The organism is Lactobacillus helveticus, assembly GCF_046109915.1.
In the GTDB taxonomy this organism is placed as follows: domain Bacteria; phylum Bacillota; class Bacilli; order Lactobacillales; family Lactobacillaceae; genus Lactobacillus; species Lactobacillus helveticus.
The window spans coordinates 1,894,618-1,906,417 of record NZ_CP151471.1 but is presented as its reverse complement, the minus strand read 5'-3'; the positions used below and the strand labels follow the sequence as shown (position 1 = coordinate 1,906,417).

Sequence of the window (11,800 nt, the reverse complement as noted above, 5' to 3'; positions counted from 1 at the left end):
TGAGAAAAAAACAAGAGCCGAGGTCTCTCAACTCTTGTTTTCTTAAGATTTTGTATAATTCAAGTAATTATTTTTAAAATTCTTGTTCTGGAAGTCCACTAGCTGCACCAATAAATGACTTAAACAATCCTTCTGGACGTTGTGGACGACTCAAAAATTCTGGGTGATATTGAGCTGCAATAAAGAACTTCTTCTTTGGCAATTCAATAATTTCAACCAAATGATTATCTGGTGATACACCTGAGAATACCATACCAGCCTTTTCAAAAGCTTCACGGTATTTGTTGTTAAATTCGAAGCGGTGACGGTGACGTTCTTGAATCACATCTTGATCGCCATAAGCCTCGCGAGTCTTAGTACCCTTCTTAAGAGCAGCTGGGTAAAGACCTAAACGCAAAGTACCACCAATATTTTCTTCATCACGCTTATCAGCCATAATATCAATAATATTGTTCTTGCAATGTGGTTCTGCTTCAGTAGTATTAGCATCTTCAAGATTTAAGATGTCACGTGCAAATTCTACACTTGCCATTTGCATACCCAAACAAATACCCAAGAATGGAATATCATTTTCACGAGCATACTTGATAGCAGTAATCATGCCTTCAAGACCACGAGTACCAAAACCACCAGGCACGATTAAACCATCTGAACCTTCCATGATCTTAGCGATGTTGTCTTCAGTGATATCTTCTGCTTGAACCTTATCTACATCAATCTTGGTGTTGTAAAGGTAACCAGCATGTTGCAAAGCATCAGTTACTGAAATATAAGCATCTTCAAGTTCTACATACTTACCAACCAAAGTAATCTTAGTGTGGTGCTTTAAGTTCTTAGCACGATCATCAAGCTTCTTCCAAGCTTCCATATCTGCTTCAGGCTTTGGACTGTCAATATGCAAGAAGTCACAAACCTTTTGGTCCATGCCTTGCTTTTGAAATGCCAAAGGCACATCGAATAATGAAGGAGCATCAATAGATTCAATGATTCGATCAACAGGAACATCAGTGAAAGTTGAAATCTTATTCTTGTGTTCTTGATCAATTGGTTGTTCAGCACGAAGAACAAGCATATTAGGTTGAATACCGATACTGCGAAGTTCAGCAACTGAATGTTGAGTTGGCTTAGTCTTCATTTCATGAGCTGCATGAAGAAGTGGAACTAAAGTACAGTGAATGTACATTACATTTTCTTCACCAACTTCACGACGCATTTGACGAATTGCTTCCATGAATGGAGTTGATTCCATATCACCAACAGTACCACCAATTTCAGAAATAATTACATCTGAATCAGTGGTGAGTGCTGCACGCATGATCTTCTTCTTGATCATATCAGTAATATGTGGAATTACTTGTACAGTAGCACCGTTGTAGTCACCACGACGTTCTTTTTCAAGAACTTCTTGATAAATCTTACCAGTAGTTACATTAGAATACTTACTGGTTCTAACATCAACGATTCTTTCATAGTGACCTAAGTCAAGGTCAGCTTCTGTACCATCATCGGTAACATAAACTTCACCGTGTTGGTAAGGACTCATTGTACCCGGATCAATGTTAATATATGGGTCAAACTTTTGCATGGTTACTTTTAAGCCACGATTTTTAAGAAGTCGACCTAAACTTGATGCAGTAATACCCTTACCAAGTGAAGATACGACACCGCCAGTTACGAAAATGTATTTTGTCATTTATTTGCTCCTTTTTAACTTATCCTTTAAACAAAAAAGCTCCCTTGTTAGGGAGCTAAACGCACATAGGGTGCCCAACAAAAATACTATCTGCTTTGTCCTCTTAAGTCAAGCAAATTAATTATCTTCGTCGTCATCATCGTTTAATTGTGATAATTGACCTTCAATTCCGTCTGGCAATACATCATCAGTATCGTCATTGTCTTCGTCATATTCAGAATCATCATCACCATAATCGTCATCGCTATCGTCAGCAGTAGCGTCTAAATCATCGTCTTCTGGATCATCATTATCGTAGTCAATAATGTCATCATCACCAGTTGCGCTTGCTAAGAATGCGTTAACCTTCTTATGGTGCTCACGTGCATCGTCTTCTTCATCTTCTGGGTGGTTAACTTCTTCGTCAACTGATTCATATGGGAACCAAGTACGAAGTGCCCATACATTTTCACCCATAGAGATAAATTCACCATCAGTATTCATATCTGTATAAAATTGTGGTAAACATTCACGAATTTCTTCGTCACTCTTATTCAAGTATTTTTGTACGGCATTAACGATATCAGCAAATGCCATTCTCTTACCATTATCTTCCAAAATTGCTCGTGCAACTTCGATCATTGATAATTCATCGCGGTTTTTGTCTTTAAATTTGTCTAATCCCACAGCTGTACGTCCTCTCTTTTACAATCTTTACTATTCTACTAGGCGTTTAAGTAAAAATCAACGTGATTGCATAGTTACTTATTAAGTATAGTCCATTAAAGAGGTCATATTCAAGCCGAAGTTGATGTGAACTTGCTTGCTCTTCATATTCAAGCAAATTTGTCACACTGGTCATATCCATTTGTCGCCCTTCAACAACATAGCGGCAATTAGCCTTTTCACCAGGAACAAATTTCATTAAAGAGTAATTGCTACTATCTACTCCACGCCGAATTATGAGTTCGTCCTCTTTCAGCAACATTTTAACAGGAATAGTATCATCTTCTTTATAAGACACACGAATTACTCCATTATTTTCTTCTAACTGACCTGGAGCTACTTTAGTAAAAGTTTCAGTTTCATCATCTTGTGTAATTTTGCTAGTCAAATTAATCCTAATTGCTGCCATGTCCTCATCCCTTTCCTGAACACTCTGCGTATATATTTGCTATAATTTTATGTGGTTACAATCTATTTTAGTATATAATTCTAAAAATTAAATTATCAAGCTTGGTGGTTTTTATGGCAAGATTTCAAAGTAAAAAATTAAAACAAGAAGTTGTACTCCGTGATCCAGTACACGGCTATATTCATATCGAAGACAAAGTTGTTCTAGATGTTTTTAAATCTAAAGAATTCCAACGCATGCGCAGAATTAAGCAGCTAGGACCTGTCAGCTATGTTTTCCCTGGTGCTACTCATACCCGATTTGAACATAATCTAGGTGTGTATGAACTTACTAGAAGAATCTGTGATATTTTTGCCAAAAAATATCCTTCTATCACACCGGGGGATGGGTTATGGAACGACGACAATCGTTTATTAGTTGAATGTGCCGGCTTGCTCCATGACATTGGTCATGGCCCATATTCACATACTTTTGAGTATCTTTTTAATACTAATCATGAAAAGATCGGTCAAAAAATCATTACGGATCCTAATACCGAAATCAACAAAGCTTTAAAACAGGTTGCACCTAATTTCCCTGAATTAGTAGCTAGCGTTATTGCTAAAACTTATCCTAACCCACAAGTAGTTAAGATGATCTCTAGTCAAGCTGATGCGGACAGAATGGACTATTTGCAACGAGACGCATACTTTACAGGCGTTAACTATGGTCGATTTGATTTATCCCGCATTTTACGTGTTATTAGACCTTATCAAAACGGAATCTGCTTTACCAATAACGGAATGCACGCCGTTGAAGATTATATAGTTTCACGCTATCAAATGTACCAACAAGTTTACTTCCACCGTGTAGGACGTTCTATGGAAGTTATATTGCAGCATCTGCTTGAACGTGCAAAAGATATTTATAAGAAAGGCAATTTAAAAGTTACTTCTAGCTTAGCCAGCTTTTTGGAAGGAAATTGGACTCTTGATGATTACCTTAACTTAGATGATGGTGTGATGGAAACCAACTTCTTAATATGGACCGAAGCACAAGATCCCATTTTATCAGATTTGGCCAAGAGATATTTATACAGAAAGCCTTTTGCCAGTGTAAGAATTGATGAAGAAACTAAGAATTTATTGCCTAAACTTAGAAACATCATTAAGCAAACGGGCTTCAACCCTGATTACTACACTGCTACTAACTCTGCTTTTGACGAACCTTATGATGCTTATAAGCCTTCAGGCAAAAATGCCAATAGTCAAATTGAAATCATGCAAGATGATGGCAGCTTGATAGAGTTGTCACAGCTTAGTCCTTTAGTTCGGGCATTAAATGGTACTTTCCAAGGTGATGAACGCTTCTTTTTCCCTAAGACCATGCTGTCTCACGATGAGGATCAACCACAAATTTTTGATCCTCTTTACGAGCAATTCCAAAAATACGTTAAAAATGGAGCGTTAAGATACTTAAGAAAGCCTCGTAAGAAGTAAATAGACTTATAGAAAGAGGTATTTGCTATGAACAACGAAGACTTAAACAAAAACATAAGAACTCAAATTAATCCTGAAGATGAGATTGAACATGTAGAAAAGAGCGGCTACAGACAAGTCAAAGACTTAATGAATACTATTCATGGTTATTGCATGGATTATACTAAGTTGTCATTTGATTTCATTCATGACAATAAGGATTTAGTTAAAGAAGTTGTAAAGACAGGATGCAAGACTGCAATGGTTGTTAGCATAGCTGCAGCCAGCGTAAGTATTGCTAAAGCTTTATCCAAAAATGAATAAATTTAATTAATGAAAATGGACTAGTCAATAACTAGCCCATTTTTGTTTACTCTTTTTCTTTTAACTCAAGCAGCAACGCATATAAAGCCCCATATAAGTTAGCGTCATTGCCATATTTTGCGGCGACCACCGGTGGAGCAATCATTTGCTTACCGATCATTAGATTGTTTTCTAAGATTTTATGCAATTGATTATTAATTTCTTCAATCAGTACTGGCTGCGCACTAATACCTCCACCAATTACAAATTTTGAAGCATTAACTACGGTTTGAATATTAATGATCATAATGGCAACATTGCGACAATAACGTTTAAATATTGCCAATGCACGCAAATCTTCTTCATTAATTGCTTTAAATGCTGCGACCCCATCATCTACATTAGTAACATTACCTAGCGCCAAATTAACTTTTTTAATCATATTTACTGCCGAACATGTATATCCAGTATATGCCGCCATATTCTTAGTACCTATTCCAGCATTGGTAATCATCCAGCTAAGCTCTCCGGCTTGAAATGTCCAACCATGAACTACTCGATGATTAACTACTATTCCGCCACCAACGCCGGTACCCAGGGTAATCGCAACCCCATCATCTACATCCTGCAATTCACCATGCCATTGCTCTGCTAAAGCAGCAGCTTTGCCATCATTTTCTACGCTAACTGGTACCTTATATTTTTCACCTAAAGTTTCTTGTAAATTTAAACCATCAAGGAACGGCAGAGCCCCACCAAAATAGATAATCTTATGTTCAGTATCGATCTTGCCTGGTGCACAAACAGCGATGCCCCGATATTTTCCTTGATATTTATCTGCAACTTGATAGATCGATTGCATGAAAGCCTCAAGACTTTCTGTGTTTGTTTCTACCCTATCTTTTTCAAAAATTTTTCCTTCTTCATCGATTAAGGCATACTTCAAATTAGTACCACCAATATCGAAAGTTAAATACTGTGTCATCTACTCACCCATACAAAAAGCACCTAATAACATAGGTACTCTTTTAACATAGGTACTCTTTTGCTTAATTAAAAAATATCGTTTACTTGTTCTTGTCTGCTTTGTATCTAGTATTAAATAATGGACTAAGTGCCTTATGTTCTTGAATGCACTTAATAGCATCCCCCATAAGTGGACCCACTGATACTAGAAGCATCTTATCAAGCTTCTTTTCAGCTGGTTGATTAATTGAGTCAGTAAGAACTAAGTTCTTAATTGGTGAATCATTCAATCTCTTGATAGCTGGACCAGAAAGAACGGCATGAGTTGCACTAGCATAAACTTCAGTTGCACCTGCATCGATTAATGCTTGGGCTGCTAAAGTAATAGTACCAGCGGTATCAATCATGTCATCAATGATAATTGCACGCTTACCCTTAACATCACCAATAATATTCATAACTTCGGCAACATTAGCCTTAGGACGACGCTTATCAACAATTGCGATAGGACAACCTAAGAATTCAGCAAGCTTTCTAGCACGGTTAACACCACCGTGATCAGGTGAAACAACAACTGCGCCTTCTTCTAAGTTGTTACGTAAGAAGTAATCAGCAAGAAGTGGAGCACCCATTAAGTTATCAACTGGAATATCAAAGAAACCTTGAATTTGTGGTGCATGTAAATCAAGTGACAAAATACGATTTGCACCTGCAGTTTGAAGCATATCAGCAACAAGCTTAGCAGTAATTGGTTCACGTGCACGAGTCTTACGGTCTTGACGAGCGTAACCATAGTAAGGCATCACAATGTTAATTGTACGAGCACTAGCACGACGTACAGCGTCAATCATGATTAAGAGTTCCATTAAATTATCATTTACTGGATCACTGGTAGATTGAATAAGGTATACGTCTTTACCACGTACAGTTTCATCAATATTAATTTGAATTTCGCCATCACTAAAACGTTCAACACTTGACTTTGAAAGTGGTACGCCCACGCGATCGGCAATCTTTTGTGCTAATGGCACGTTTGAGTTGAGGGCAAAAATCATCATATCGTCTTTATAGGACATAATTTCCTCCGTAAAAATAATTAACCAACTCTATTTTAGCAAAAGTCATTCCAAAAAGAACTACATACTCTTTAATTATAACAAGATTTTTCATTTTAACAGTAAAAAAGCGGTAAAAGCACTAACTATTCACCATTAAAAAAGTTAGAATATACTTGTACTTTCTAGTACAACGAAAATATCCTAAAAAATAAGACGTAGCATTTTTTGACGCTACGTCTTATTTTATTTCTTATTTAATTAACGATTGATAGCTGAGTTTTGAACAGCGTAATCATTAATGTTTAATGGTTGTGTGTAACCATTAGTTACGATTGATAAAGTAGTGTTGTTGTTTGAGAATTGAATTGCGCTTTCTGGAACGTTATTAGCATTTGCAGCAGCCTTAACAATTGCAGTTACTTCATCTGGAGTCAAGCTATTAAAGTTAGCTACGGCAATCTTAGCACCGTTAAGCTTAGCCTTAGCAGCGACAATAGCACCTTCAGCTTCGTTAACTTGACCGATAGTTGCACTAGCGTTGTTGTTTACAATAGCACCATCAGTAATAGCCTTGTCATATGCAGCCTTAGCACTTGAACTTGAAAGCTTGTAAAGTTCTGAAGCCTTAACACTAGCTGCTTCATTGATGCTTTGAGTCAACTTAGCCTTATCAGCAGCAGTTGCTACAGTAACATCAGCCTTAGCTTGTTCTGGAGTGTTAACTGGATTCAAAATCTTGCCATCCATAGTTACATCATCATACTTCAAGTAGCCTCTACCACTAGCTAACTTGAAAAACAATTGTGGAGTTGAGTTTACTGAAGTTGCAATGTATCTTAATTCAGAAACTTGTTGGCTTACACCAGCATCAAATATTCTATTAGCGTATTTTTGACCCTTAATATCGTAAAGTGAAACAACACGCTTAGTAGTTACCTTAGTTGAATTTACATCTTCAGTGTCTGGAACTTCAACGGTTGCTGCACCATCTGGTTCATTGACTGGATCAAGTTCTGTACCCTTAACCTTGCCTACATTAGTAGCCTTAACAAATTGATCGTCACCAATCTTGTAGTAAAGCTTTGTGCCAATGTATCTAGCTTCAGTAGTTTTAACAGTCTTGCCCTTCTTAACAAGCTTCTTCTTAGTCTTGCCTTCGCCATTATAGATGTAGGCGTTCTTCTTTAAGGTAATAATAGTTGATGAACTAGTTGCAGCCTTGCCATCTACATTGGCAGCCTTAATATATGCACCACCACCAAGGCTGTAGTAAAGAACGCCATCAATAGTCTTAGTACCCATTGGAATTACAGTTTCGCCTTTAGCAATAGTAGTGTACTTCGCCCAACCCATGTAAGTCTTAAGACGCTTACCATTCTTGTCATATACATAAGCATTGTGGATTAACTTAATAGTATTAGACGTAGTCTTTTTTGAAGTAGTTTTCTTTGATGGAGCAGCTTTCTTAGAAGTTGACTTCTTAGTAGAAGCGGACTTCTTGGTAGTTGCTTTCTTGGTTGAAGTCTTCTTTGCAGTGGTCTTCTTACTTGAAGCTGTTGCAGCATTTACATTTTGAGTAGTGTTTACAAGCGGACTAACACTCATTAATGCAGCTGCTGACACCATAATTAACTTATGACTTAATTTCATCGATAATTTACCTCAGATCTAAAACTAAAATTCTAATTCATTTATCTATTGTAAATCCAAATCAAAAATTTGCCAATTTTAGAAACAAAAAAGATACCCTTTTTGGCTCTATAATTTTTTCTGTTGATGACTTATCTATATGATAAGCTGTTAGCAGGATTTTTTATTGCAAAAAAGAGGACATAGTCCTCTTCAATAAAAATCGTTTCCACACAAATTCTTATAAATAAAGGTGATTTCTATGTCCTCTCTTAATCATTGTATTAAATTCGAGCTTGATGTTAAAGAAAAAAATATTGTTTTCAAAGACTATTTCTACAAAATGGTCCAGATGAAAAAGCACAAAATCTATGAAGCAGAATTGATTCAGCCTGCTTGTCCTTACTGTGGCTCCTTGGCTCTCCTGCATAATGGACATCTGATTACCAACATTCGCTATTTAACAGCTAATGCCAGCCATCCAGTAACTATTAGACTGGCTAAGCAGCGAGTTAGATGCCGTGATTGCAGTCGCTGGTCAATGGCCCAATCAGAATTGGCAAGCAAGTACTGTTCTATTTCTAATGCCTCTAAGCTAAAAATTTTGTCTGCGTTAACTGAAGATCGTTCGATGACCAGCATTGTCAGCGAAAACAATGTTTCTGTCAACACTGTTCAAAGAGTTTTAGGCAGCTGCTCTCACCGTTTCCTTGACAGCTATGAGTATCTGCCAACTCATTTGGCTTTCGATGAATTCAAGGGCGTTGATCGTCAGCTGCACTTTATCTGCTTAGACGGCGATAGTCATCAAGTCGTGCAGATTCTTAGAACGCGTTATAAGAAGAATCTGCTTAAGTATTTTGGACGTTTTTCGCCTCAAGCTAGAGCTAACGTTAAGACGGTCACGATGGATCTTAATTTTTACTATCAAGATATCGTCAGAGCTTGTTTTCCTAACGCTCAGATTGTCATCGATCGTTTTCATATGATTCAAATGCTTACGCGTTCTTTCAACTCACTAAGAGTCCAAGTCATGAAGACCTTTGATAAAAGATCCAGACAGTATCAGCTACTCAAATCTCCCTGGAAATTATACTTGAAGAAGTTTGATGAGCTTGAAAAAGTTCATCCTCGCTACAACTGGCATTACAAAGACTGCTTAACTCAAGCACAATTAGTTACAGAAGGCATTAACACCAGCACTACTTTAGAGAATTCATATAACCTGATGCAAAGCTTTATTCAAGCAATTGAAACAAACAACACTCAAGAGCTTAAATCATTGATTACCAGCAAAGATTCAATTGGAACCCTAATGCATAAGACGCTGCTAACTTTTAAATACAATCTAAAAGCGGTGCTTAACGGTGTGGCGCTGCCTGATTCTAATGGCTGTCTTGAAGGCTTCAACCGCAAAATCAAGCAAATCGAACGAACAGCTTTTGGCTATTCCAATTTTACCAATCTCTTAACCAGAATTCGTTTGGAAGAAGATCTGTACAAAGAAAAAGAACCAAACAGCCTTTTAATGGTTGCCTGATTCTATTCATTTACTCTCTATCAACAGGATTTGACAAAGAGCCCCCTTTTTTTAATGAAAAGGTATCTTTTACTTCATATTGTTACTTAACAGTAACATCTGAACTCTTAACGTAATAATGATTTGGCTTTAAAGCGTAGTATTTAGTCCCTTTAATAGTCTTAGTACCTAAGCCTTTTACAGTCACACCTTTACCAATGTAACTAGTACCTGAATAATTTTTAACGCGCTTACCATTTTCATCGTAAACATAAGCATTATGAATCAACTTAATACTAGTACTATCTTCTGATTACTCATCAGATGAAGTGTTCTTTTCTGATGAAGTATTCTTGTTTGAAGTAGTCTTTGATGATGTCTTCTTAGTTGATGAACTAGTTGCAGCCTTGCCATCTACATTGGCAGCCTTAATATATGCACCATCACCAAGGCTGTAGTAAAGAACGTCATCAATAGTCTTAGTACCATATGAATTTACAGTTACGCCTTTAGCAATAGTAGTGTACTTTGCCTTACCTTCATACTTCTTAAGACGCTTACCATTCTTGTCATATACATAAGCATTGTGGATTAACTTAATAGTATTAGACGTAGTCTTTTTTGAAGTAGTTTTCTTTGATGGAGCAGCTTTCTTAGAAGTTGACTTCTTAGTAGAAGCGGACTTCTTGATTGTAGTCTTCTTGCTGTCTTTCTTAGATTCTGACTTTTTAGCAGTCTTCTTTGTTGTCTTCTTAACTACCTTTTTAGTAGTCTTTTTAGCTGATTTCTTAGTTGATTTGGCAGTTGAAGTAGAAGTTACAACTTTCTTGCCATTAGACTTAAGAGTATAAGTTGTATTACCAGACTTGTAAGTTACTGTACCTTCAGTTGCAGCAGCTGGGATCCAGTACTTCAAATCAGTTTGAATACTGTAGTAAACTTCACCGTTAATGTTCTTTACATTCCAAATAGTGTAGTGACCACCCTTGGGTGCTGGCCTTGAAGTCTTCTTACCGTAGCGATCTACACACTTCATGGTCTTAGTCATCTTAACACGACTATTTTTGCCATAAGTATTGTGAACACCTTTAGCATGTGCAATTGGTGCAGCTTGTACAGAAGAACTATTTGCCATACCTACAACTGGGCTAACACCCATCAAAACAGCAGCTGAAACTAAAACTAATTTATGACTTAATTTCATTACTTATTACCTCATATCTAAAAATTATTAGCACTTATATTGTAAGGCTCTGCAGTAATTTTGCAATAAAATTTACTCTTTTTTACTAATTATTAACTACTTTACCTACATTTGCAGCCTTAACATAAGCATCATCGCCAATATAGTAGTATGTTTTGCCGCCAATTTTCTTTGTTCCATAGTAGTTAAGATCAGTGCCTTTTTTAATGAAGTATTTACCCAAGCTGCTCTTGATGCGCTTACCTTTGTAATTATAAACATAAGCATTATGAATCAAAGTTAAAGTCTTAGCAGTTGGAGCAGTCGTTGCATGCGGCTTAATTGACTGCTGTTCATTGCTAGTAATTGTATATGTTAATTTTCCCTTCTTATAAGAGATTGTCCCTTTAACTGCAGAAGCTGGTAACCAATATTGGTTATTCTTTTGTACGCTTAAATAAGTTTCGCCTTTCATATTCTTTACAGCATAAACAGGGTGACTGCCACCTTTTTCAGCTATAATCGATTGTTTCTTTCCTTGGCTATTAACGAAACTGGTATTCTTAACCACCTCAACCGTATTGTTACCAACTGTACTATATACACTTGCGTAAACTACATTTCCATTATGTGAAGAAGTCATCCTAGTAACAGAACTAATACCCATTATTGCAATAGCTGACGCCATAATAATTTTAGAATTCATCTTCATAATCTCTCGATCTCCTTCTATCAAATTTGCTCTGTCTATGTCTATATCCACGTATATTATAAAACTTCATTGTAGTTTAATTAATATATTTTGTTATTTTTTGTAAAATAAAGTTCCATCATGTCAGTGATATGTAAATATGAATGATCATGAAAACGTTATTTTA

The 11,800-nt window shown here is 36.6% G+C and carries 12 protein-coding genes; 3 read left to right on the top strand and 9 right to left on the bottom strand.

Annotated elements, in window-relative coordinates; translation table 11 throughout:
• Window positions 1-73: 73 nt before the first annotated feature.
• The 3 genes from AADV52_RS09675 to AADV52_RS09665 form a co-directional block, all read right to left on the bottom strand.
• Window positions 74-1,693 (bottom strand): CTP synthase, encoded by a 1,620-nt coding sequence (locus AADV52_RS09675; RefSeq protein ID WP_014918184.1) that lies wholly within the window; start codon window positions 1,691-1,693, stop codon window positions 74-76.
• 117 nt (window positions 1,694-1,810) lie between these two features.
• Window positions 1,811-2,359 (bottom strand): DNA-directed RNA polymerase subunit delta, encoded by a 549-nt coding sequence (gene rpoE / locus AADV52_RS09670; RefSeq protein ID WP_014918183.1) that lies wholly within the window; start codon window positions 2,357-2,359, stop codon window positions 1,811-1,813.
• A gap of 46 nt (window positions 2,360-2,405) precedes the next feature.
• Complete coding sequence (locus AADV52_RS09665) at window positions 2,406-2,807, bottom strand: DUF1934 domain-containing protein (protein ID WP_014918182.1); 402 nt, start codon at window positions 2,805-2,807, stop codon at window positions 2,406-2,408.
• Between the two features lie 113 nt (window positions 2,808-2,920).
• On the opposite strand from AADV52_RS09665, the gene AADV52_RS09660 reads away from it, so the two are divergent.
• Together AADV52_RS09660 and AADV52_RS09655 are read left to right on the top strand one after the other, a co-directional pair.
• On the top strand, window positions 2,921-4,285 hold the full coding sequence (locus AADV52_RS09660; RefSeq protein WP_014918181.1) for an HD domain-containing protein: 1,365 nt from the start codon (window positions 2,921-2,923) through the stop codon (window positions 4,283-4,285).
• Between the two features lie 27 nt (window positions 4,286-4,312).
• A complete protein-coding gene (locus AADV52_RS09655; RefSeq protein WP_003630873.1) occupies window positions 4,313-4,588 on the top strand; it encodes a hypothetical protein in 276 nt (91 codons plus the stop codon).
• 46 nt (window positions 4,589-4,634) lie between these two features.
• Here AADV52_RS09655 and AADV52_RS09650 read toward each other — a convergent pair whose 3' ends face one another.
• The 3 genes from AADV52_RS09650 to AADV52_RS09640 all read right to left on the bottom strand — a co-directional run bounded on the left by AADV52_RS09650 (window position 4,635) and on the right by AADV52_RS09640 (window position 8,241).
• A complete protein-coding gene (locus AADV52_RS09650; RefSeq protein WP_014918180.1) occupies window positions 4,635-5,552 on the bottom strand; it encodes an ROK family protein in 918 nt (305 codons plus the stop codon).
• A gap of 82 nt (window positions 5,553-5,634) precedes the next feature.
• Window positions 5,635-6,609: a ribose-phosphate diphosphokinase gene (locus AADV52_RS09645; RefSeq protein ID WP_014918179.1), complete on the bottom strand. Its 975-nt coding sequence runs from the start codon at window positions 6,607-6,609 to the stop codon at window positions 5,635-5,637.
• A 240-nt stretch (window positions 6,610-6,849) separates the two neighbouring features.
• Complete coding sequence (locus AADV52_RS09640) at window positions 6,850-8,241, bottom strand: SLAP domain-containing protein (protein WP_014918178.1); 1,392 nt, start codon at window positions 8,239-8,241, stop codon at window positions 6,850-6,852.
• Between the two features lie 241 nt (window positions 8,242-8,482).
• Between AADV52_RS09640 and AADV52_RS09635 the strand changes: the two genes are divergently transcribed.
• Window positions 8,483-9,760 carry an ISL3 family transposase gene (locus AADV52_RS09635; RefSeq protein ID WP_014918177.1) on the top strand — a complete coding sequence of 426 codons (1,278 nt, stop codon included), beginning with the start codon at window positions 8,483-8,485 and terminating at the stop codon, window positions 9,758-9,760.
• A gap of 82 nt (window positions 9,761-9,842) precedes the next feature.
• On the opposite strand, the gene AADV52_RS09630 is transcribed toward AADV52_RS09635, so the two are convergent.
• The 3 genes from AADV52_RS09630 to AADV52_RS09620 all read right to left on the bottom strand — a co-directional run bounded on the left by AADV52_RS09630 (window position 9,843) and on the right by AADV52_RS09620 (window position 11,628).
• Window positions 9,843-10,034, bottom strand: a complete 192-nt coding sequence (locus AADV52_RS09630) for an SLAP domain-containing protein (RefSeq protein WP_080588340.1) — start codon at window positions 10,032-10,034, stop codon at window positions 9,843-9,845.
• Between the two features lie 18 nt (window positions 10,035-10,052).
• Window positions 10,053-10,943 carry an SLAP domain-containing protein gene (locus AADV52_RS09625; protein WP_014918175.1) on the bottom strand — a complete coding sequence of 297 codons (891 nt, stop codon included), beginning with the start codon at window positions 10,941-10,943 and terminating at the stop codon, window positions 10,053-10,055.
• A gap of 85 nt (window positions 10,944-11,028) precedes the next feature.
• Window positions 11,029-11,628 carry an SLAP domain-containing protein gene (locus tag AADV52_RS09620; RefSeq protein WP_227028450.1) on the bottom strand — a complete coding sequence of 200 codons (600 nt, stop codon included), beginning with the start codon at window positions 11,626-11,628 and terminating at the stop codon, window positions 11,029-11,031.
• Window positions 11,629-11,800 lie beyond the last annotated feature (172 nt).

What these genes read in the sequence shown, in the direction of transcription:
- AADV52_RS09675 (WP_014918184.1), bottom strand. Translation starts at nt 1,693, where the DNA reads ATGACAAAATACATTTTCGTAACTGGCGGTGTCGTATCTTCACTTGGT.
- AADV52_RS09665 (WP_014918182.1), bottom strand. Translation starts at nt 2,807, where the DNA reads ATGGCAGCAATTAGGATTAATTTGACTAGCAAAATTACACAAGATGAT.
- AADV52_RS09660 (WP_014918181.1), top strand. Translation starts at nt 2,921, where the DNA reads ATGGCAAGATTTCAAAGTAAAAAATTAAAACAAGAAGTTGTACTCCGT.
- AADV52_RS09655 (WP_003630873.1), top strand. Translation starts at nt 4,313, where the DNA reads ATGAACAACGAAGACTTAAACAAAAACATAAGAACTCAAATTAATCCT.
- AADV52_RS09650 (WP_014918180.1), bottom strand. Translation starts at nt 5,552, where the DNA reads ATGACACAGTATTTAACTTTCGATATTGGTGGTACTAATTTGAAGTAT.
- AADV52_RS09645 (WP_014918179.1), bottom strand. Translation starts at nt 6,609, where the DNA reads ATGTCCTATAAAGACGATATGATGATTTTTGCCCTCAACTCAAACGTG.
- AADV52_RS09640 (WP_014918178.1), bottom strand. Translation starts at nt 8,241, where the DNA reads ATGAAATTAAGTCATAAGTTAATTATGGTGTCAGCAGCTGCATTAATG.
- AADV52_RS09635 (WP_014918177.1), top strand. Translation starts at nt 8,483, where the DNA reads ATGTCCTCTCTTAATCATTGTATTAAATTCGAGCTTGATGTTAAAGAA.
- AADV52_RS09625 (WP_014918175.1), bottom strand. Translation starts at nt 10,943, where the DNA reads ATGAAATTAAGTCATAAATTAGTTTTAGTTTCAGCTGCTGTTTTGATG.
- AADV52_RS09620 (WP_227028450.1), bottom strand. Translation starts at nt 11,628, where the DNA reads ATGAATTCTAAAATTATTATGGCGTCAGCTATTGCAATAATGGGTATT.